This is a genomic window from Propionispora vibrioides (genome assembly GCF_900110485.1).
Classification (GTDB): Bacteria; Bacillota; Negativicutes; order Propionisporales; family Propionisporaceae; genus Propionispora; species Propionispora vibrioides.
This window is the reverse complement of record NZ_FODY01000002.1, coordinates 21481-44109: the sequence shown is the minus strand read 5'-3', so window position 1 is coordinate 44109 and position 22629 is coordinate 21481. Positions and strand designations below refer to the sequence as shown.

Sequence of the window (22629 nt, the reverse complement as noted above, 5' to 3'; positions counted from 1 at the left end):
GGCAAGGTTCTGCTGATGCAGCCAGGCGGAAAAAGATCGGTCAGGCCGCACAGTGTAAATTAATTGGCGGTTCTTTAATTTATCGTTGCTGTCTCGGTAACAGTAAAGCTGTTTGCGGCAGAGTCCAGCTCTGCCGCAATACCGAAAGGCAGCGTTGCTTTTTCGCTGGTATGGCCGAAGTAGAAGCGGGACAGTACCGGAACCGGCAGTTGTCCCAGCCGTTCTTGTAGTACCTCTTCGGTCGTAAAGCCGGGAGTATCGTCGGCGTCATCGCAGCCGGCGCACATGTCGAACACAATGCCTGCTGCCGCTTGCAGCTTGCCGGCCAGCAAGAGCTGGGTCAGCATCCGGTCAAGCCGGTAGGGAGCTTCGCCCACCTCTTCCAGGCAAAGAATTTTGCCGGCTGTATCCAGTTCATAAGGGGTTCCCAGGGTGGAAACGATCAGGCTTAGGTTGCCTCCGGCCAGTATTCCCCGCGCTTTTCCCGCCGCAAGCCAGGAGGGGGGAGCGGTGCAGGCCGGATTTGAAAGCTGTCCGAGCGGTTGGTCATTCATAACGGCCCGGCTGAAACCGTTCCAGGTATAGTCGGGCATCTCATGGCCCATATCGGAGGCGACCATGGGACCGTGAAAGGTAACCAGCCCGCTGCGCTGGCCGATGGCGGTATGCAAAGCCGTTATATCGCTGTAGCCGACAAAAACCTTGGGATGGGTTCGAATTAGTTCATAGTCGAGCAAGTCTAAGAGGCGCATGGTGCCGTAGCCGCCTCGCAGGCAGAGTATGCCGTCGATGTTGGGATCAGCAAACATGGCATGAATATCAGCGGCGCGCTCTCTGTCCGGACCGGATAAGAAGCCTGCCTTCTGGTCACAGGAACGACCCACCTGCGGGGAAAAACCTTTTGCGCGCAGCAATTCAAGGCCTGCCGCAGCCACCTGGGCATCGCCGGGGCTGGCCGGAGCGATGATACCAAGGGTGGCGCCGGGACGGAGACGCCGGGGTTTTATGCGAGAACTGACTTGCATACGTCGCTCACCTCGTTATGGCTGATTTAAAGAAGATACTGATCAAAGCAACAGGCTCCGGAAGTTATTTTTCAATATAAGCCGTTTTAAAGTCCGCCGGACCAAGGATGGACCAGAAATAACCCTTTACATACGGTTTAGCCACATAGGGTTGTGTCGTATAGTAGATGGGCATGATTACGGCATCGGCAAACAGCAGCTGTTCGGCATCGTGCAAGGCCTTCATCCGGACGGATTGGTCATTGGTTGACTGTGCCTGTTCAACGAGCCGGTTGTAGGCCGGATTGTGGTATTTGGCGTCATTACCGGAATCTCTGAACACATCAATAAACGTCATGGGGTCGGCATAATCGCCTACCCAGGAAGCGCGGGCAACCTGGAACTGACCCTGTGTCCGCGACTCCAGGAATACTTTGGACTCCTGGTTGGTCAGGCTTACCTCAACGCCTAAATTCTGTTTCCACATTTCCTGGATGGCTTCGGCAACGGCTTTATGGAGTTCGCTGGTATTATATAATATGGTAATCGGCGGCAGCCCCTTCCCGTCAGGATAACCGGCTTCGGCCAGCAGTTTTTTTGCCTGGTCGATATTTTCCGTCACATAGTTGCCGCCTTCCTCGCGGAAGTCCTTCCCGGTGGCTGGATTGATCAATCCCGGTGCTACCCAGGCATAGGCCGGTCTTTTACCGCCTTTGATGACGTTCGTGACCAAGGCTTCCCGGTTGATGGCCAGGGAAAAGGCCTGCCGGACCTTGGGGTTATCGAAGGGTGGTTGCTTGGTATTAAATACATAGTAATAATCACCAAGATAGGGCGAGATGCTAAGTAAGCCTTCCTGCTTCAGCCGGTCATGCTCGCTGACCGGCGGTTCAACCATCATATCGACCTGGTTGTTTTCGACCATGGACAGACGGGTTGCCTGGGAATCGCTGATAGGCCATTCCATTTTAGCCAGCTTGACGCTGGCGGCATCCCAGTAAGCATCGTTCTTGGCAAAATCAATTTGACCGTTATGTACCCAGTTGGTTATTTTGAACGGACCGTTGCCAATCAGGGTGGCCACATCGGTGGCCCAGGAATCGGGCTGAGCGGTTACCGTTTCTTCATGAACCGGATAGAAGGCATGAAAGGCTACCAAGCTGAGAAAATAAGCAGTCGGTTTTTCCAGGGTAACTTCCAATGTATGGGCATCAACCGCTTTAACGCCCAGTTGGTCGGCAGACGCCTGTTTTCCATTATATGCCTCAGCCTGTTTGATGGGGAACAGCATATAAGCATTTTCCGAAGCAAAGTCAGGATTTAGTACCCGCTTCCAGGCAAAGACAAAGTTCTGGGCAGTGACCGGATCACCGTTTGACCATTTGGCATTGGTACGTAAATGAAATACATAGGTCAGGCCGTCGGCCGACACATCCCAGCTTTCGGCTACTCCTGGCACTGGCTGGTCCTTGGCGTCCAGACGGGTAAGGCCCTCAAAAATCTGGAGTTCGGCCAGTGATTCGGGAATGGCCGTCGACTTGCCGGGGTCCAGAGTGGCCGGCTCGGCTTCCAGCGCGTAGCGGAGCACCTGTTCGTTACTGGTAGTTTTGCCGCAGCCTGTGCTTAAGGACGTCAACAAGATGGCCGCCAGCAAAAAGGTAAGTAGTTTTCTTAAAGACATGACAGTTCCTCCTCTGTTTCATATAACAATTGTTAGCAATTAGCCCTGGCGGAAGGTGTATGGCTGTACTCAAAAATCGCCCGGCCAATTTGCGCCACCAATTGCAGGCCCTGATAATTAACCGGTAAGTCGGCAGTCATCACACTGATGAGATAAGGACCGCCGGCGGAAAACAAAATGCCGGCGTCGTGCTCTACGCCGTCCAGCGTTCCTGTCTTGTGGGCGATGGCAATATCTTCGGGAAGATAAAAGGGGAGCTTATCGCGAATTTGCTGTCGTTTCAGGATATTCAGCATCAGTTCGCCGTATTCCGGCGGCAGCGTCGTCTGCTGATACATGATTTCCAGCAGTTTGGCTATATCGGCGACAGAGGTGTGGTTTTCCTGCCCGGCCCGGGCGGCGGTAAAATCCATCATCCGGCGGCGCAAGACGGTATTGGTAAGACCGAGTTGTTCAGCCGTGCTATTGACAGCAGCCAGACCAATCCGATTTAGCAGCAGATTGGTGGCCGTGTTATCGCTGATGACAATCATCAGCGTGACTAGCTCCTGGACTGTCAGGGCAATGCCTGGACGCAGCTCCTGCAAGATGCCGGCACCGCCTACCCGGACGGCTTCCGTTACCTCCAGGAGCTCCTCCAGGGCGAGCCGGCCCTGGGAAGCTTGGCGCATCACTTCATACATAATCGGCAGCTTGATCATGCTGGCAGCAGGGAATACCTGATCCGGGTTTAACGCGAATTGACGGCCGCTGGGAAGGTGCCGGATCAGCAGGGCCTGCTGGCAGGGACAGGTGGTTAGTATTTGTTGAATGGTTTGCTCTAATTGTTTCATCTATTGATCTCCTTTGATATATAAGTTGAATTAAGAATGGTTAGTTCAGCTTATATAGATGACAGGCGGCAAAGTGGCCTGCAGTCAGCTCAGTGAAAACCGGTTCCTGTTGACTGCATATCGGCATGGCCTGCCGGCAGCGGGTGTGAAACCGGCAGCCTGGCGGTGGATTGACCGGACTGGGAATTTCGCCGGACAGCCGAAGCCGCTGCCCGGCTGTTGAGGAAGCCAGCGTGGGTATGGCTGATAACAAGGCTTGGGTATAGGGGTGCTGGGGTCGCTTGTACAGCTCGCTGCTGGGCGCCAGTTCAACCAGCTTGCCCAGATACATGACGGCTACCCGCTTGCTCATATGCTTGACCATAGCCAGATCGTGGGCAATAAAGAGATAAGTGAGACCCAGGTCGGCTTGCAGCCTCTCCAATAAGTTGACGATTTGCGCCTGGATGGAAACATCCAGGGCCGAGATGGGTTCGTCACATACGATAAAGCTGGGATTGACCGCCAACGCACGGGCAATTCCGACCCGTTGACGCTGGCCACCGCTGAACTCGTGGGGATACCGGTTCCGGTAGCCGGCCGCCAGGCCAACCAGGGACAACAGCTCATCAATTCGTTCGGATCGTGCTTTCCCGGCAGCCAAATCATGGATGTCCAACGGTTCACCAATGATATCGCCAATAGTCATCCGCGGATTGAGCGAAGCATAGGGGTCCTGAAAAACCATCTGCATGTCGCGGCGCAGCTCTTTTTCTGAAGTATAGGCCGCGATATCCCTGCCTTTAAACAGGACTTGACCTGCCGTTGGACGGTATAGCTGAAGCAGTGTCCGTCCGGCCGTCGATTTACCGCAGCCGCTTTCTCCAACCAACCCGAGGGTTTCACCCTTAGGCAGGGTAAAACTTATATCGTCCACTGCTTTGACGTAAGCGGCTGGTCGTCCCAGCCAATCTCTCTGGGCAGTGAAGTATTTCTTTAGATGCTTTACTTCCAGTAGTATTTCCTGTTCCTGCATAAGTTCAATCACTCCCTGTCCGGTTTGGGTGCAGCGGGATGCTGCAGCCAGCAAGCGAGGCTGTGTTTCGCATGAAGCTTTATGGTTTCCGGATAGTCTTCAGTGCAGATTTGCATGGCCTGGGGACAGCGGGGGTGGAAAGGACAGCCGGTCGGCGGCTGTAACAGATTGGGCGGCTGCCCGTCGATGATGGCCAGCGGCATTTTCTCATCGCTGTCCAGGCGGGGAACCGCCGCTAACAGCCCTTTGGTATAAGGATGTTGCGGGTTGGCGAACAGATCGGCCGTAGCTGCCGATTCAACGATTTTTCCGGCATACATAACATGGACCTGGCTGCATAGTTCAGCCACTGCGCCAAGGTCATGGGAAATAAAGAGAATCGCTGTGTTGAATTTGACTTGCAGCTCTTTGAGCAAATCCAGTATTTGGGCCTGTAAGGTCACATCCAGGGCTGTTGTCGGTTCGTCAGCCAGGAGCAAGCGGGGGTTGCAGGCGAGCGCCATCGCGATCATAGCCCGCTGCCGCATGCCGCCGCTAAACTGGTGGGGATAGTTCCTGCTTCGTTCCTGCGCCGCAGGAATACCCACCAGTTCCAAGAGTTCAACAACTCGTTCAGCAGCTTGCCGTTTGCTCAGCTTTTGATGCAGTTCCAGAGCTTCGGCAATTTGTCTTCCCACCGTGAGTACCGGATTCAGGGAGGTCATGGGGTCCTGAAAAATCATGCTGATTGTATTACCGCGAATTTTTTCCAAGGCTGTTTCCGGTAATTGCAGCAAATCGGTGCCGGCAAAATCGATCTTGCCGGAGGCATAGCGTCCGGGCGGCCTGGTAATTAACTGCATGATGGCATGGGCCGTAACACTTTTGCCGCAGCCTGATTCGCCGACCAGGCCGACGGCCTCGCCCGGTAGCATGGTAAAGGAAATGCCGCGGACGGCCTGAACTTGCCCGGCATAAGTATCAAAAGCTACAGCCAAATTGTCAATAGTAAGCAGTGGTTGCATAAGAAGTCCTCCTTAGGGGCTGTTTTCAAACTAACGGAATGAGCCATGGCGAGTGATTTTTGCGACAGACAAGGCATACCCTAAAGGGCACGCGGAATTTTACAGGATAGTGATCCCTATTTCAAAAAAATTTAACGAAGTATGGCACAAAAAGCGCCGTCAGGGAACGTTTCGGATAGTTTGAAAACATTCCCTATCGCCTTACGCGGGGATCAAGAGCATCCCGCAGGCCATCGCCGAGAAAATTAAAGGCCAGCATGGTTAGGCAAATGGCCAGGGAAGGGAAAAGAAGCTGGAACGGGTAGGAACGCAGGCTGGTAACCCCATCGGAAGCCAACACGCCCCAGCTTGCCAGCGGGGCAGCTACGCCAAGCCCGATGAAGCTTAAAAAAGCCTCTGTGAAGATAGCCTCCGGTATGGTCAGCGTCATGGTGATAACGATGGGCCCCAGGCTGTTGGGCAGCAGGTGGCGCAGCAAAATGCGCCAGTGGTTGGCGCCCAGCGAGCGGGCCGCCAATACGTAATCCTGCTCTTTTAGCTGCAGAATCTGCCCCCGGACAATACGGGCCATATTCAGCCAGTAGGCAATGCCGAGCGCAATGAAAATATTGGTCAGCCCCGGCTTTAAGATGACCATCAGCAAAATAACATACAATAAGACTGGAATCCCGTACAGCACGTCGACAATGTGCATCATGATCCGGTCGATGCGTCCGCCGAAAAAGCCGGCAATGCCGCCGTATAAAACCCCCAGGGTCAGATTGATTAAGCTGGCGACAAAACCGATGGCCAGAGAAATGCGGGCGCCATAGAGTACCCGGATAAACAGGTCGCGGCCCAGACTGTCGGTGCCGAACCAATGGGCGGCGCTGGGCGGCTGATTGACCGCCTGGAGGTTCTGGTCGGAATAGCTGAGACTGGAAAAGCAAGGACCCAGGACGGCCAGCAGCAGTATGACGATGATGCCATATAGTCCGGCCATAGCCAGCTTGTTTTCTTTCAATCGATGCCAGGCAGTCTGCTCAGGCACCGGCAGGAGCAGGGCCGGCTGCCGGTCACGGGCTAACGGTTTAAACAAGTCACTGCTCATTGGCATGGCTATTCCTCTCCTTTCGTAGTCAACTGTATCCGCGGATTTAAGAGCGGATAGATGAGATCGACCAGCAGGTTGAACAGGATAACCAGGGCGCTGTAAAATACGGTGATGCCCAGAATGACGGTGTAATCCCTGTTGTAAATGCTGGTGACAAAATGCCGCCCCAGGCCGGGAATAGCAAAGATATTTTCAATAACGAAGCTACCTGTGATAATGGAGGCGGCCATCGGTCCCAGATAAGTTACCACCGGAATCAAGGCGTTTTTCAACGCATGACGGAATAAGATGGCTGTTTGGGATAATCCTTTGGCTTTCGCTGTCTTAATATAGTCCTGGGCCAGTACTTCCAGCAGGCTCGACCGGGTGAGGCGGGCAATGAAGGCTGCCGGTTGGCTGGCCAGTGCCAAAGCCGGCAAAATCATATGGGCCGGTCCGTTCCAGAGTGCTGCCGGCAGCCATTGCAGCTTAATGGCAAACAGGTAAATCAACAGGGTGGCAAAGACGAACCCGGGAACAGATACGCCCAGCGTCGCCAGCAACATGGTCAGGTAGTCCTGCCAACTATTTTGGCGTAACGCGGCCACGGCACCGGCCGGAATGCCGAAGAGAACGGCCAAAACAATGCTAAGACTGCCCAGTTGCAGGGAGATCGGAAAGCTTTCCTGGATGATGGCATTGACCGTACGTCCTTCGTATTTAAATGAAGGGCCTAAATCAAACGAGGCTAAATGGACGACGTAATCCCGGTATTGCTGCCATAAGGGGTCGTTGAGACGATACCGCTCTTCAATATTTTTTTTCACCGTTGGCGAGAGGTTTTTTTCGCCGGTAAAAGGGCCGCCGGGGATGGCGTGCATTAAAAGAAAGGTAATGGTGACAATGGCCAGCAGGACTACCAGGGAACTGAGTAGACGATGTAGAATGTAACGCAGCAAAAACAAGTCACTCCTTTTTCTAAAACGAAAGAGGTATACTCGCTGTATACCTCTTTCGTCCAACGGTATCGGATCTGTTGCCATATATGCTTTCAATAAAAGCCGCCGGGTATGCGTCCGGCAGGCAGCAGAAAAAAGCGGTATTTATAAGAATAAAAGGTTATTCGTTGAAAAAAGAACAAAGTCCTGCTCCTTGGGTGGAATAATGGGCATATCTCGCAGAATCTTCGGCCTGAAAGAGTGTTTACGTATCCACGTATTCTTCACAATAGGGTGTCTAGGGCGTGGCTTCAAACTATCCGAAATGCTCCTTGACGGCGCTTTTTGTGCCATACTTCGTTAAATTTTTTTGAAATAGGGGCCGCTATCCTGCAAAATTCCGCGTGCCCTTTAGGGTATGCCTTGTCTGTCGCAAAAATCACTCGCCATGGACCATTCCGTTAGTTTGAAGATACGCTCTAGGAAGCATTGCTTTCATGAACCTGCCGGTGCCGGCAGGGTGAGCGGATTTTTTGCATGGCAGGGAAGTAAAGCCGCAGGAATACTTGGGCTATTCTGCTGACCCAGTCTGACGGAAAAAGCTGTCACGATGACAGTGTACGTAAATTCGTGGTTCTCAAGTGAAATATTGTGCAATATTTGTTGTTGGCGGGCCGTAGCAAAAAGGGAATTTTCCGTAGGGGATAGAAAAGGGAGAAAGGCAATATGCAGTTATTCTTATTATCTTTCCCGAAAGGACTTTGTAATGAATTATATATTATTAACGGCTATCAGTTCGGCGGCCGGAACATTTTCTTTAAGTTTGGTATATGTATATCTGTATGTTTTATATAGAGAAAGACATATCGGACTGTGGGCGTTATCCTGGATTATTTTTTTGCTCCGGAATATTCTGTTTGATTTTGGTGTGCTGCAGTGGAAGCACTCGCTGTGGGAATTTAACTTGTACCAATTGTTGTTTAACGCCAGCGGTATTGTATTTGTCTGGGGAATTTACCTGTTTAACAACAGGAAAATTCATAAGGGCTGGCTATATGGGGTGGTTTTAGCTGTTGTGATTACGGCTTTGCTGGGGTTGCTGCCTGTACCGCCGTTATATAAGCTTTTGCCTACCGCCTGGTATGGCGGCGTGGTGCTGTTGTGGATCGGCATATTCTTTTTGTTCCATATGGAAGGCTCCGGCATTGGACAACAGGTTACCGGCTATGCGTTTTTCCTCTGGGGTGCACTTACCCTGATCTTCCCCTTATTTCCGGGATGGATGATCTGGATAGTGCCGTTGGCGGGGTTGCTTCGCGTCACTATTGCCGCCGGTACGATTATTGTGTATTTTGAAAAGACCAGGCAGGACTTGATTAATAAAGAATTGCCCTATCGGCTGTTCGCGGAAAATGCCGCCGATATTATTTACCGGTTTAAGGTAAGCTCGGTTCCTGCTTTTGAATATATCAGTCCCGCCGCTTTGACGGTTACAGGCTATGCTGTAGAGGAGTTTTACCGGGACGGCAGTTTGTTCAGAACCTTGCTGCATCCGTTTGAACTGCCGCGACAGCAGGAGGACACTGGGCCGCGAATTTTTTCCATACAGCGTAAAGATGGGGTTGCTATCTGGGCCGAGCAGACAGCCACATATATTCGCGATGGTGAGGGAAAGATTACGGCGGTGGAAGGGATTGTCCGTGATATTACGTCACGCAGGAATCTGGAGAATATCGCCGAGCGGGCGGATAAAATGAATGTGGTTGGACAGATGGCCGTTAGTGTAGCCCATGAAATTCGCAATCCTCTGACCACCGTCCGGGGCTATTTGCAGTTTATTGCCTACAAAAAAGGCGATAAGGCGCTGGAAAGCTGTTACGAAATTTTAATTGAAGAACTGGACAGAGCCAATGATATTATCAGCGAGTACTTGCTATTGGCGAAGGAAAAACGGGCTAAGCTGCAGTATTGTTCATTGAATAAAGTCATTCATGCTATTTACCCGCTGCTGGAAACGCTGGCTACCGCTGATAAAGCGGCCATCCGTCTCCAATTGGCGCCAGTTCCCGATGTATTGCTTGATGAGAACGAAATCAGACAATTGTTGCTTAATCTGGTCCGTAACGCTATTGAGGCCATGGCGCACAAGGGAGGCCTGGTGCAAATCCGTACTTATAAGGAAGCGGAACAGGTGGTTTTGGCAATCAGCGACAATGGTCCGGGTATACCGGCTCATTTGGTGGAACAACTGGGAACGCCGTTTCTGACCACCAAGGACACGGGAACAGGCTTGGGGTTATCCATTTGCTATCGTATTGTGCACAGACACGGGGCTGTGATGAAGGTGAAAACAGACCCGGCAGGAACCGAATTCTTAATATATTTTAAATTGCCCGTTTAAAAAACAAACCGGCTTGAAGGTATCTAAACAGATGCTTCAAGCCGGTTTATTTTTTTCTCTTTTTCCGTTTGCCGGCTGTGAGGCTTTCTCAGGCACTTGCCTGGAGAAGGAAGGTGGGACGATGAAGCCGTGAAGGCTTTTGCAGTCTGTCAGCCAGCATAATAAGGAAAGGGGAAATGTAGTGTGGAAAAGGGTTGTCAAATTTTCAGCGAGCCTCAGGCAATGCAGCAAGGGCAAGTGCAAATCGGCGTTGCCCGGACGGAGGAAGAAAAAAGTGATATTTATCGTTTCCGCTATCGCATTTATGTGGAGGAAATGGATAAGCTGCCCGCGATACAAGGCGGGGATGCCCTGCTGTATGATGAACTGGATGAATGGGGACTGCTCCTGTATGCCCGGGCCGGCCATGAGATTGTCGGTACTATGCGGGTCAATATCGGCACCAGAGAACAGTTTTCACCAAGCTGGCAAACCATGTTATCATTGGAAAGATTCCAACGGTTTTACGGTAAGGAAAAAAAGCCGCTTTTTTCCTATAGTTCAAAATTTATGATTGCTCCGCGTTACCGGAATTCGGCAATTTCCTATTTGCTGCCGTCCCGCGGTTATGAACTGGAATGCAGTCAGGGAGTCGAGTTCAGTTTTGGCTTATGCAATTTGTATTTGCTGCGCCTGTATGAGCAATTTGGCTTTCAGCGTTTTGGCGGGCATATTGAGGATGCTGAGTTCGGTCTGTTGTCGCCGTTCGTACTGTTGGTCAATGACATAGCCCATCTGAAGGCTGTTCGGTCGCCTTATTACCGGCTGGCGCGCAAACGGACCGCCGATACCGGCAGTAAGGATTGGTTTTATCGAGAATTTACGGAAAATTCAGATATAATTAACAGCCAATTAATTACGGACGAAGGGTTGTGGGAATACCTGACGGGCCGCCTGGAAGATCGCCCGGAACAGATAATGACTCTGCTGCGGGGACTGTCGGCCAGGGAAGGGCAAAAACTGGTCGGCGCCTGCGGTGTGGTGGTGCGTTGTCCGGCCGGGGAAACTATCGTACGGCAGGGCAGTAGCAGTTATGATGTCAATGTGGTGCTTGCCGGTCAGGTACAGGCCCGGGATGGCTCCGTTGTTTACCCCGGTGAATCTTTCGGCACGAACGGACTGTTGGTCCATCCGCGGCAGGGAAGAGAAATCACCGCTAAAACCGATGCCGAAATATTAGTCCTATCCAGTTTGTCCTTTGCTAAATTTGCTCATAACGATCCGGCGACGGCACACCGGGTTATTATCAATTTGAGTCAAGACAGTTAGGTTACTTAGAAATAACAAATGACCAGGAGCTATGGTTCCTGGTCATTTGTTATTTGCAGCGGTTCGGGGTGGTGGTTTCTAAGCAAAGCATGAGGCCAGTCGATGATATTGTTTAAAAGATTAATTATGGTGGGGTCAAATAATTTTCGCTTGCCCTCCAGCAGTTTGAATAATGCCTCCTGAGGACTACAACCGCCAATGATCAGGTGGTCGTACTGATCAGCGATGGCAATAATTTTGGCAAACTCAATAATTTGATCCCTTTTCAAGCCCAAGGGGAAGCCCTTTCCATCATAACGTTCATGATGCTGTAAGCAGGTCAACGCCACAACCATGGGAATATGTGCATTGTTGCGCATTTTAATGAACCCGTTCAGCGGGTGTTGACGGTCATCTTCCTTCAATACTCCTCCCATGCCGCAATCATGCATAATACCGGCCATGGCGAGATATTCAAGATTAAGCATGTCGTAGCGACAAATCATTCCCATATAAAGGGCAATGATCGTTACCCGCAGACTATGATTATATAATTTTTCATCTTGTGCATCCTGATCCAGAAACTGTTGTACGTAAGGCTTTTCCAATACCGCGTAAATGATAGACTCAAAGGTTTCGGCGCTTGATTGTAGTCTCAGCATGTTTTGCTGGCGGATACCGTTAGTCAGGCGTTGAATGGTTAGCAGCGTTTGCTGCACAGGAAACTCAGGTCGTGGAAGAGGTGGCGGAGCAGGCGGCTCTTCGGCTTGAATTTCTACCTTTTGGATGTTAAAACGCTTAAGCCTGTTGATGCAGGATTGCGTCAATGTAACGCCGGCGCCGACCAGAATTACTCCCCGTACATCACAAATGGTTTGACTGCAAATCATGCCAGCTTCTAATTTATCAATATCAATTGCTTCCATGATATTATACCCCTATCTTTAATTCAGACTGAATGGAGTTGATCACAGAAAGAATCATTTCATGTTTCAATGGTTTGGTTAGTACGGCAAAGGCGCCGGCAGTCATGCACTCCTTATAGACGGCCGGTTGGCTGCCTAAAGCGCTTATTATGACAAGGACTGCTTTATTGTCTATTTCGGATATAATTTTTAGTAAGGCAATCCCGTCAGGCGGCGGCATAACGATACCTGTGAAAATGATGTCCGGTTGAAACGAACGGTGCTTTTCCAGGGCCTCGATGCCGTTGGCTGCTTCCGCATATTCACTCGAAAGACGGGGCTCGATCATTTTTTTTAGGGAGTCGCGAAACAATCTGGAATCGTCTACAATCAATATCCGCGGCATACTATTACCCCCTGTACAAAACATAAGTAGCGTACTAAACCAGAATATTAAAAGGTTTATTCGTGATTCCAGGGACTTTTTCCTACAGTGGAGGTGCCTTCTTAAGAAAATTCTCTAGGGTGAAATTAAATAATTTGGTGAAAGCCTTTCTTTAATTACCAATCTATGTCCAAACCGACAGGGCAGTGGTCGCTGCCCATGACTTCCGGATAGATGGTGGCTTCTTTAACCGCTTGCTTGAGCTTGCCGGAAACAAGAAAGTAATCAATGCGCCATCCGATATTGCGGGCTCGGGCATTCATCATATAGGACCACCAGGTGTAGGCATCCTGCTTGTCCGGATATAGATGGCGGAAGGAGTCGATAAAGCCAGCTTCAAGCAAAAGCGTCATTTTGGCCCGCTCCTCATCGGTAAAACCGGCGTTTTTCCGGTTGGCTTTCGGATTTTTTATATCAATTTCCTTGTGAGCCACATTCATGTCGCCGCAGACAATCACCGGCTTGCTGCTGTCAAGTCGCATGAGATAGGCTTGGAAATCCTCTTCCCATTTCATCCGGTAGTCGAGTCTGGCTAAACCGCGTTGTGAGTTGGGCGTATATACGTTTACCAGATAGAACCTGTCAAATTCCAGGGTAAGTACCCGGCCTTCCTGGTCATGTTCTTCTATCTGTATGCCACGGGTACAGGCCAGCGGTGCAAGGCGCGTGAACACGGCTGTGCCGGAGTAACCTTTCTTTATTGCGCTGTTCCAGTACTGCTCATAGCCGGAAAGCTGCAAATCGATCTGTTCCGGCTGCAGTTTTGACTCTTGAATGCAGAAAATATCCGCGTCGGCAGTATTGAAAAAATCCATAAATCCTTTGGTCAGGCAAGCTCTTAGTCCATTTACGTTCCATGATAATAACTTCATAATTTTACCTCAATCAAAGATTTTGTGTTATTATAACAAACAAAATAAGGGTTGCCAAGTAAGAAAATGTTGCATTTTTCTTAAATTTGGCGTTTAATAAAGATATAAATGATAATAATTATCGTTTATATAAAATAACTTTTAATTGGGCATATAGATAAGTGCTGTATGGCAAATAGTACATATACATAAATGGAGAGAGGATGTGCTACTATGGAATATCGTATTGAAAAGGACTCAATGGGGGAGATCAAAGTACCGGCGGATAAGCTGTGGGGAGCGCAGACGCAGCGCAGCTTTGAGAATTTTCAAATCGGTACGGAAAAAATACCGGGAGAACTGGTGACGGTATTTGGCGTGCTTAAAAAGGCGGCAGCTTTAGTCAATCAGGAACTGGGGCTGTTGGATGATGTCCGGGCCGATGCCATTATCCGGGCTTGCGACGATCTGTTGGCGGATAAGCTGGCGGGAAATTTTCCATTGGCCGTGTGGCAGACCGGCAGCGGCACACAGTTTAATATGAATATTAATGAAGTATTGGCTCACCGGGCCGAACAAATTCTGGCGGAAGCGGGGGCCAACGTAAAGGTCCATCCCAACGACCACGTCAATCGTTCGCAAAGTTCCAACGATATTTTCCCCACAGCGCTCCATGTGGCAGGGCTTACCCTGGTCCGCAAGCAATTGTTGCCGGCACTGGACGGACTGATCGGGACGCTGGCGGCTAAAGCGGCGGAATTCAAGGATGTCGTTAAGATCGGCCGGACCCACTTGATGGATGCCACACCGTTAACCTTAGGCCAGGAAATCAGTGGCTGGGTGGGGATGCTGGAGCGGAATAAAATTATGCTGACCACGGGACTTGATTTTTTACGCAATCTGGCGATGGGCGGCACGGCGGTGGGAACCGGGATCAATACTCACCCCGACTTTGCCGTTAAGGTAGCGGCTGCGATTAGCCGGCTTACCGGCGAGAAGTTTCAGACTTCGCCAAATAAGTTTCATGCCCTTACCAGCAAGGACGAGATGACGGTGGTGCACGGCATGTTGAAAGCACTGGCGGCGGATCTGATGAAAATTGCCAACGATGTACGCTGGCTGGCCAGCGGTCCGCGCTGCGGGATCGGGGAAATTACTATTCCGGAAAACGAGCCGGGCAGCTCCATTATGCCATCCAAGGTAAACCCGACCCAGGCAGAAGCGCTGACCATGATTGTAACGCAGGTTTTTGGCAATGATACGACCGTTGCTTTTGCCGCGAGCCAGGGTAATTTTCAACTGAACGTATTTATGCCTGTTATTGCCTATAATTTTATTCAAACCGTGCGCCTGTTAAGCGACGGAATGAATTCCTTCAACCGTAACTGCGCGGTGGGGATAGAACCGAACCGGAATAAGATCGCTCAGAATCTGCAGCAGTCGCTTATTTTGATTACCGGGCTGGTGCCTTTGATCGGCTATGACAAAGCGGCGGAAATTGCCAAGAAAGCAGCCCACGAGGGGATTACACTAAAGGCGGCGGCTTTGGCTACCGGCTATGTGAACGAGGCTGACTATGATTATCATATGGACCCGACCCGTCTGATTCAATCGAACAAATAAATCCAATGGATAACAAAGAGACCAAGGCCATTTTCGGCCTTGGTCTCTTTGTTATCTAATTTTAATTAACTAACTCCTGGGTTTCCTCCAGATAGCGGGCAAAGGTATAGAGTACGTCGGAAAGACGGTTGATATATTTCACAAGAACCGGATTGATCGGTTCCGTTTCATCCAGCGTCATCATCACCCGTTCCGCCCGCCGGCATACGGTGCGAGCCACATGCAGGATGCCAGAAGCCTGGCTGCTGCCTGGAACAATGAATTTTGGTGCCGGGTCCATTTTTTTTACATATTCGTCAATCCAGGCTTCAAACCGTTGAATTTCCGTATCACTTAAGTGGGAGGCGTAGGTTTTACCCTGGGGATCAGCCAGCTCGGAAGCCACGGCAAACAGTTCCTTTTGGATGATATGGAGCCTTGTCACAATTTCCTGTTCGGGCACAAAATGTTTGCCAAAACCAAGCAAGGAGTTTAATTCATCGATGGTTCCGTAACTTTCTACCCGGATGCTGTTTTTACGTATCCGGGTGCCGTCCAGCAAGCTGGTGGTGCCTTTATCGCCTGTGCGAGTGTAAATCATAGCTATCCCTCCTTAGGGTATGTCGATACTCTAAGCATAGCATAATTTTGTCGGTGACAACAGTGGCAAGCAGTTTTTGTATGGTGGGAAAAAAGCGTTATTAAAGAGTAAAGACGGCGCGCAGCGTTAGCAGCCGTTCGCTGGAATCCGGCTGGTAATAACCGTCGACGGTGGCGGAAGCTTTGTATTTTTGGTATTCATAGGTCAGACTGATTTTTTTGTCTTTACCGGCTGTACCTATCTCGGCAAAATAGCCTAGTGTTTTTCGGGGAGTAAAAGTGGTATCGATAAAATCAACTTCGTTGCTGATATGTAAGGGAGCTTTTACCCCGGCAACCCAATAAAGCGGCCCGTGTTCCTGACGGATTCCGGCTTTGCCGTAGAGGGATTTCCAGCTTTCCGTATAGCCATAGTAGCCGGGGCTGGAGTCGATGCTTCTGGACCACTGTTTCCAGCCAAGACCGGCAAAGGGGGCCGGTTTACCGGGTGAAACGGTTTGTTCCCAGCGCCTTTCGAGACTGAACCCGTGGTAATGATCGGCACTGGACCCGTTGGTTTCATAATGGGTTGGGGAGCCGCCAAACACTTCCAGAGCTGTGGTATTCAGTACCTGTCGGCCGCCTGAATGGAAAGCTGTACCAAGGGTGAACAGCTGACCTGTTTCGTGCATGAGTTCGGCACCGGTAGAGTCTGTTTCCTGCCATCGGAAAGTTTGAAAACCACCATATATTTCGGACTGGGCGGCAGCGGCGGGAGCGGTAGCCAGGGTCAGTGCAGCCAAGGTAAAAGAAGCCGTGAGCAGAGTCGCATAAAGCATGAAAAAATCCCCTTTATAGTAAGTATTGCCCTGTTCTTATTATAAATTATGTTAACTTAAAGGGGCAAACTCCATTTATTGGAAGATTGTTAGAATTAAGTATAAAATTTTGTCTTTGTCCCTTCTATATAGACATAAAATCAAATTGTTTTTTTTTTACTTCCATGGTACCATTAGAAACGGAGACTTTTGCCAACGGAGGTTTCTGTTAATGAGAGTAGAGAAATGAGGGTGAAAGTAGATTTATGTTAAGAGAAAAGTTCTCATCCGGCTTGGCCGTCTTTTTTGCGACCTTGGGCTCAGCCGTGGGGTTAGGGAATATATGGAAATTCCCTTACCTGATTGGCCAGTTTGGTGGCGGGGCATTTTTACTTGTTTATTTGCTGTGTATTGTGTTTGTCGGGTTGCCGATTATGCTGGGTGAATTTTATATCGGACGAAAGATGCGGCGTAATGCGGTGGGCGCCATTGCCGCCCTGGCGCCTAATACCGCTTGGAAGCATATCGGGACGATGGGCGTGGGCGCTTCCTACTTTATTATGTTTTTTTACAGTTGCGTGGCCGGCTGGGTATATTTCTATTTATTCAAAGCCCTGTGCGGCGATTTTTCGGCAATTACCATGGAAAGTGCCAAAGCGCAGTTTGGCGCAACTATTGTCAATCCGGTTACGCCGGTCATCTGGCAGGGAGTTGTACTGGCCGTTGTGGCGACTATCCTGGCTATGGGGGTAAGCAAGGGGATTGAACGGATTACCAAGACTTTGATGCCGCTATTATTTATATTGGTTATATTGTGCGACATACGGGCACTGACGTTGCCGGGCGCTTTTGAAGGGGTTCATTTCCTGTTTGATGTTGATTTTAGTAAACTTTCGGCTGTCGCTATTTTGACGGCCATGGGTTTGGCCTTTTTCAAACTGTCCTTAGGTATGGGGACGATGATTACCTACGGCAGCTATTTTACCAATGATAACAATCTGTTTGCCACCAGCCTGAAAGTAGCTTTGTCCGATACCTTGATATCGATTTTGGCCGGGCTGGCCGTCTTTCCTACGGTATTTTCCTTTGGTCTGGAGCCGGGAGCCGGTCCGGGGCTGCTGTTTATGACCATTCCTCTGGTATTTTCACAAATGCCGTTTGGTGGGATTTTATTGATCGCCTTTTTCTTCTTGGCGGCCATCGCCGCTACTACGGCGATGCTGTCGCTTGTGGAAGTACCCATCGCCTATATGGCGGAGGAAAGGGGAGTTTCCCGGCCGAAGGCAGCTCTGTTTAATGCCGTTTTGATTTTTGCTATCGGCGTGCTGGCTACCTGGTCGGTGGACAAGGATAGTCTCTTGGGGTATATGACCTTCATGGGGCGCGGTTTCTTTGACTGGTTTGACTATTTGTCCTCCAATGTCATGCTGCCCTTAGGCGGCCTCTTAATCGCCCTGTTTATCGGCTACCGGGTGGACCGGGCCGATGTGGAGCGGGAATTATCCAATGGCGGAAGCCTGGCGGTAAGCGGTCTGTTGTCCTTTTACTTTTTTGCCGTTCGCTATGTGACCCCGGCCTTGCTGATTATTATCTTTTTAAATTCAGTGGGTATAATAAAACTATAATTGTAGCAAAGTAACAGAATCACAAAGGCAGTTGCAGTTGTGATTCTGTTTTTGTTAATATGATTATAAACTGATATAAATATAATTTTGTCGTGTATAATGTATATTGGGGAAGCGAGGTAATGCTATGGAATGGAAAATTGGCCAAATCTATCACGGATTTCGCCTCCAGGAAGAACAAACGGTGGCGGATATTCAATCGGATGCCAAATTGTTTTGTCATGAAAAGAGTGGGGCCCGGCTGTTGGTATTGGCAAACGGGGATGATAATAAAGTTTTTTCAGCAACCTTTAGAACTCCGCCGGCTGACAGTACAGGAGTGGCCCATATCATTGAGCATTCAGTGTTATGCGGTTCGCGAAAATTTCCTTTGAAGGAGCCCTTTGTTGAGTTGGTGAAAGGTTCGTTAAACACTTTTTTGAATGCCATGACTTTTCCCGATAAAACCATGTATCCGGTAGCCAGCCGGAATGATAAGGACTTCCGCAATTTGATGGATGTCTATCTGGACGCTGTATTTTATCCCGATATTTATCAATGCCCGGAAACGCTGATGCAAGAGGGCTGGCATTATGAACTGGAAAGCAAAGACAGTGAGCTCATTTACAAAGGTGTTGTCTATAATGAAATGAAGGGTGTTTTTTCTTCGCCTGATGCCGTACTGGAGCATAAGGTGATGACGACGTTGTTCCCGGATACCACTTATGGTCTTGAATCGGGCGGTGATCCGGAGTTTATCCCTGAGCTTACTCAGGAGCAGTTTTTAAATTTTCACCGGCAATACTATCATCCGTCCAATTCGTATCTCTTTTTGTATGGCGATATGGATATTCTGGAGCAGCTCCGGTTTATGGATGAGGAATATTTAAGCCATTTTGACAAAATTGAAGTCGATTCGGACATTGCGGCACAGCCCGCTTTTGGCCGGCGGATTGAGCAGGACTATGATTATCCGGTGGGACCCAGCGAGAGCACGCAGGATAAAACTTTTTTCAGTCTGAATTTTGTTATTGGCGATGCACAGGAGCCCGAGCTGGTTCTGGCTTTTGATTTGCTGAATTATCTGCTGCTAGAAACACCGGCGGCTCCCCTGAAGCAGGCTCTGCTGGAAGCCGGTGTCGGCAGTGACGTATCAGGCAGCTTCGACCGGGGGCTGCTGCAACCGACCTGGGGTATTGTCATCAGCGGAACAAATGAGGACCAGAAGGAGCTGTTTGTCAGGACGGTTGAGACGGAACTGCGGCGACTGGTGGCTGAAGGCATTGACAAAAAACTTATCGAAGCGGCGATTAATATCTTTGAGTTTACTTACCGGGAAGCCAATTTTGGCAGTCGTCCCAAAGGGCTTATTTACAATATCAAATGCCTGGAAAGCTGGCTGTATGACCAAAGCCCGCTGGTTTATCTGGAATATACCAACCCATTGGCAAAGATCAAAGCGGCACTAACCACTGGCTATTTCGAGAATCTGATTGATACGTATCTGCTGCAGAATAAGCATCAGGCGCTGGTTGTTCTGAAACCCAGACAAGGGCTGGCGGCGGAAAAAGACCAGGCCGTCCGTGAACATTTGGCCGCCTATAAGGCTTCTCTGTCGGAAGCGGAGCTTGACCGGCTGATTCAGCAGACAGCCCGGTTGAAAGAGTTGCAGCAGGCGCCCGATTCGCCGGAGGACTTGGCTAGCATTCCGCTTTTGGCCATTGACGATATTGAGAAGAAGGTGGAAGAACTACCGGTAGCGGAACGAACGGAAAATGGTGTGACTGTTCTGTTCCACCCTTTGGCGACAAACGGGATTATCTATGTCAATTTATATTTCGACTTGACGGCTGTCCCGCAAAGCCATCTGCCGTATGTCTATTTGCTGACCGAGGTTTTGGGGAAAATGGACACCGAAAAATACGGTTACAGCGAACTGTCCAATGAGATAAACCTCTGGACCGGCGGTTTTGCCTACCGTACAGCAGCCTATGGGGAAAACATGGAGGCCGATAAATTCTCGCCTAAACTGATGGTGAAGAGCAAAGCCCTGCAGGAAAAGCTGCCACAAATGATGGATTTGTTTCACCAGATTATCGGCAAAAGCGTATTTTCCGATAGGAAGCGTCTGCAGGAGGTTGTCCGGGAAAGCAAAGCTAAATGGGACAACAATGTGTTCCGCCGTGGGCAGGAGATTGTTGCCGCCCGGGTGCTTTCCTATGTTTCGCCCGGCGCTCACTACAATGAAGCCGGACTCTTGAGTTTCTATGAGTTTATCACCGAACTGGATACCAATTTTGCGGCCAAAGCGGCTGAAATTGTGGCCGGTCTGGAATTTGTAGCGGCGCAAATATATAACAAAAACAACCTGTTGGTCGGCGTGACGGCTACCGAGGAGCAGTACGCGGCTTTCCAACCGGTGTTTAAGGATTTTTGTGGCCAATTGTCGACGGCGGCGCTGCCAACTCAGCCATATCAGGCTGCTTTGGAAAAACGGAACGAGGGAATTATGACGGCCGGTAAGGTTCAATATGTGGCCAAGGGCGCCAATTTCCGCCGCCTGGGCTATTCCTACCAGGGAAGCTATAAGGTTTTGGAGACTATTTTGCGCTATGACTATCTGTGGACTAAGGTAAGGGTCCAGGGTGGCGCCTATGGCGGTTTTGCCACACTGGAACGGAACGGCAATCTGGTGTTTGGCTCCTATCGAGACCCCAATCTGAAAGAAACGCTGGCAGTCTATGATGAGACGGCCGACTATCTTAACGGGTTTGCCGTAGACGATCGGGAAATGACTAAATATATTATCGGCACCATCAGCCGGCTGGATACTCCCCTGACTGTGTCCCAAAAGGGGGAACAAGCCGATCTGCTGTATATTCGAAAGGTCAGCCAGTCCGACCGCCAGCAGGAGCGGGATGAAATTTTAGGCACCCGGCAGCAGGATATCCGCCAATTAGCCGGAATGATCGAAGCGGCCATGGCAGAAAACTACCTTTGTGTGCTGGGCGGCGAAGAGAAGATAAAAGCCAACGAGGCTATTTTCAACCGGACCTTGCAGGTGCGTCCGTAGGTGGTATAAAGAGTAAAGCCGGGAAAACGAACAACGTTTTCCCGGCTTCTTCTTTGTCCTAAATTTATTTCAGATCACTTTTCTGCCATTGGGTGTGGAAAGTTCCCGGACGGTCAAGCCGTTCATAGGTATGGGCGCCGAAATAATCCCGCTGGGCCTGGAGCAGGTTGGCCGGCAGTACAGCCTGGCGGTAACTGTCGTAATAGTCCAGCGAGGCACTGATCGCCGGCACGGGAATGCCCAGCTCTTTGCAGGTAGTTGCGACCAGCCGCCAGTTTTTCTGCAGGCGGCTCAGTTCATCCCGGAAATAGGGAGCAACCAGCAGGTTGGCAAGCTCCGGATTATCGGTAAAGGCTTCTTTGATGCGGTCAAGGAACTGGGCCCGGATAATGCAGCCGCCTCGCCACAGCAGGGCGATGTCACCGCTATTCAACTGCCAGCCGTAAGTTTCACCGGCAGCTTTTAACAGGGCAAAACCCTGGGCGTAGGAGCAGATTTTTGAGGCATACAGCGTATCATGTATGGCGTCGATCAACGCCTGCTTGTCGCCCTGATAGGGTTCTTCCGGACCTGCCAGCAGAGGTGCGGCGGCAACCCGCTCCTCCTTGTAGGCCGACATGCAGCGGGCAAAAACGGCTTCCGTGATGGTCGGCACCGGCACACCCAGATCCAGGGCACTTTGCGAAGTCCACTTGCCGGTCCCTTTTTGACCGGCCTTGTCTTGGATGATTTCAACCAGCGGTTTGCCAGTGCTTTCGTCCTGCTGGAGAAAAATATCGCCGGTGATTTCGATCAGATAGGAGTTAAGGACTCCCTGGTTCCAGCGGGCGAATACCTCATGCAGTTCAAAGGCGGACAGATGAAGCGCCTTTTTTAAGATGTAGTAGGCTTCGCTGATGAGCTGCATGTCGCCATATTCAATGCCGTTATGGACCATTTTTACATAATGACCGGCGCCATCGGGACCTACATAGGCGCAACAGGGACCATCGGCCACCTGGGCGGCGATGCGGGTGTAAATTGGCGCAATAGCTTCGTAGGCGGACCGTTCACCGCCCGGCATCAGGCTGGGACCGTGGAGAGCTCCTTCCTCGCCGCCCGATACGCCCATACCGATAAAGTGGATGCCCCGGTCGGCCAGCTGCCGGCTGCGGCGCTGCGTATCGGTGAAAAAGGAGTTGCCGCCGTCGATTACGATGTCACCGGGCGCCAGATGGGGCAGCAATTCATTGAGTATGGCATCCACCGGCTGACCGGCTTTGACCATGAGCATGATTTTGCGCGGTTTGGCCAGCAGCTCGACGAATTCTTCGATCGAACGGGCTCCGGCCAGTGCCGTTACTGGAGGCAGACTGGCGATAAACTCTTCTGTCTTGCTGAATGTCCGGTTGTAGACGGCTACGGAGAATCCTTTTTCCAGCATGTTTAATACCAGGTTCTGCCCCATAACTGCCAGGCCGATCAGACCGATTTGATAGGTTTTTGGCATAAGCATGTCCTCCTCGGTTATATCAAGT

At 50.4% G+C, this 22629-nt stretch carries 18 protein-coding genes; 5 read left to right on the top strand and 13 right to left on the bottom strand.

What is annotated here, in order from left to right; all coding sequences use genetic code 11:
• Window positions 1-74 precede the first annotated feature (74 nt).
• The 7 genes from BMW43_RS02115 to BMW43_RS02085 all read right to left on the bottom strand — a co-directional run bounded on the left by BMW43_RS02115 (window position 75) and on the right by BMW43_RS02085 (window position 7568).
• Window positions 75-1025 (bottom strand): S66 peptidase family protein, encoded by a 951-nt coding sequence (locus BMW43_RS02115; RefSeq protein ID WP_091743755.1) that lies wholly within the window; start codon window positions 1023-1025, stop codon window positions 75-77.
• Window positions 1026-1089: 64 nt separating this feature from the next.
• Complete coding sequence (locus tag BMW43_RS02110; protein ID WP_091743754.1) at window positions 1090-2685, bottom strand: peptide ABC transporter substrate-binding protein; 1596 nt, start codon at window positions 2683-2685, stop codon at window positions 1090-1092.
• Between the two features lie 32 nt (window positions 2686-2717).
• Window positions 2718-3518 (bottom strand): serine hydrolase, encoded by an 801-nt coding sequence (locus BMW43_RS02105; protein ID WP_091743753.1) that lies wholly within the window; start codon window positions 3516-3518, stop codon window positions 2718-2720.
• A gap of 40 nt (window positions 3519-3558) precedes the next feature.
• Window positions 3559-4533 (bottom strand): ABC transporter ATP-binding protein, encoded by a 975-nt coding sequence (locus tag BMW43_RS02100; protein ID WP_091743752.1) that lies wholly within the window; start codon window positions 4531-4533, stop codon window positions 3559-3561.
• Between the two features lie 8 nt (window positions 4534-4541).
• Window positions 4542-5537, bottom strand: coding sequence for an ABC transporter ATP-binding protein (locus tag BMW43_RS02095; protein ID WP_091743751.1), 996 nt, complete (start codon window positions 5535-5537; stop codon window positions 4542-4544).
• A 193-nt stretch (window positions 5538-5730) separates the two neighbouring features.
• The gene (locus BMW43_RS02090) at window positions 5731-6633 is read right to left on the bottom strand and encodes an ABC transporter permease (protein ID WP_091743750.1); all 903 of its coding nucleotides are present in this window, start codon (window positions 6631-6633) and stop codon (window positions 5731-5733) included.
• A 2-nt stretch (window positions 6634-6635) separates the two neighbouring features.
• Entirely contained in the window at window positions 6636-7568 is a 933-nt protein-coding gene (locus BMW43_RS02085; RefSeq protein WP_091743749.1) for an ABC transporter permease, read from the bottom strand.
• A 745-nt stretch (window positions 7569-8313) separates the two neighbouring features.
• On the opposite strand from BMW43_RS02085, the gene BMW43_RS02080 reads away from it, so the two are divergent.
• Entirely contained in the window at window positions 8314-9948 is a 1635-nt protein-coding gene (locus BMW43_RS02080; protein ID WP_177173433.1) for a two-component system sensor histidine kinase NtrB, read from the top strand.
• A 183-nt stretch (window positions 9949-10131) separates the two neighbouring features.
• Window positions 10132-11256, top strand: a complete 1125-nt coding sequence (locus tag BMW43_RS02075; protein WP_245732189.1) for a GNAT family N-acyltransferase — start codon at window positions 10132-10134, stop codon at window positions 11254-11256.
• A 29-nt stretch (window positions 11257-11285) separates the two neighbouring features.
• Here BMW43_RS02075 and BMW43_RS02070 read toward each other — a convergent pair whose 3' ends face one another.
• From BMW43_RS02070 to BMW43_RS02060, 3 genes are all read right to left on the bottom strand, one after another.
• On the bottom strand, window positions 11286-12161 hold the full coding sequence (locus tag BMW43_RS02070) for an HD-GYP domain-containing protein (protein WP_091743747.1): 876 nt from the start codon (window positions 12159-12161) through the stop codon (window positions 11286-11288).
• Window positions 12162-12165: 4 nt separating this feature from the next.
• Entirely contained in the window at window positions 12166-12546 is a 381-nt protein-coding gene (locus BMW43_RS02065; RefSeq protein ID WP_177173432.1) for a response regulator, read from the bottom strand.
• Between the two features lie 155 nt (window positions 12547-12701).
• Window positions 12702-13457 (bottom strand): exodeoxyribonuclease III, encoded by a 756-nt coding sequence (locus BMW43_RS02060; RefSeq protein WP_091743745.1) that lies wholly within the window; start codon window positions 13455-13457, stop codon window positions 12702-12704.
• A 213-nt stretch (window positions 13458-13670) separates the two neighbouring features.
• On the opposite strand from BMW43_RS02060, the gene fumC reads away from it, so the two are divergent.
• The gene (gene fumC, locus BMW43_RS02055; RefSeq protein WP_091743744.1) at window positions 13671-15059 is read left to right on the top strand and encodes a class II fumarate hydratase; all 1389 of its coding nucleotides are present in this window, start codon (window positions 13671-13673) and stop codon (window positions 15057-15059) included.
• 61 nt (window positions 15060-15120) lie between these two features.
• Here fumC and BMW43_RS02050 read toward each other — a convergent pair whose 3' ends face one another.
• Together BMW43_RS02050 and BMW43_RS02045 are read right to left on the bottom strand one after the other, a co-directional pair.
• Window positions 15121-15639 (bottom strand): cob(I)yrinic acid a,c-diamide adenosyltransferase, encoded by a 519-nt coding sequence (locus tag BMW43_RS02050; RefSeq protein ID WP_091743743.1) that lies wholly within the window; start codon window positions 15637-15639, stop codon window positions 15121-15123.
• Between the two features lie 100 nt (window positions 15640-15739).
• Entirely contained in the window at window positions 15740-16456 is a 717-nt protein-coding gene (locus BMW43_RS02045; protein WP_091743742.1) for a hypothetical protein, read from the bottom strand.
• A gap of 245 nt (window positions 16457-16701) precedes the next feature.
• Here BMW43_RS02045 and BMW43_RS02040 point away from each other — a divergent pair, with 245 nt between their 5' ends.
• Both BMW43_RS02040 and BMW43_RS02035 read left to right on the top strand, forming a co-directional pair.
• A complete protein-coding gene (locus BMW43_RS02040; RefSeq protein WP_091743741.1) occupies window positions 16702-18060 on the top strand; it encodes a sodium-dependent transporter in 1359 nt (452 codons plus the stop codon).
• Between the two features lie 127 nt (window positions 18061-18187).
• On the top strand, window positions 18188-21112 hold the full coding sequence (locus tag BMW43_RS02035) for an insulinase family protein (RefSeq protein WP_091743740.1): 2925 nt from the start codon (window positions 18188-18190) through the stop codon (window positions 21110-21112).
• A gap of 64 nt (window positions 21113-21176) precedes the next feature.
• Here BMW43_RS02035 and gnd read toward each other — a convergent pair whose 3' ends face one another.
• Window positions 21177-22601, bottom strand: coding sequence for a decarboxylating NADP(+)-dependent phosphogluconate dehydrogenase (gnd, locus tag BMW43_RS02030; RefSeq protein WP_091743739.1), 1425 nt, complete (start codon window positions 22599-22601; stop codon window positions 21177-21179).
• Window positions 22602-22629: the final 28 nt, after the last annotated feature.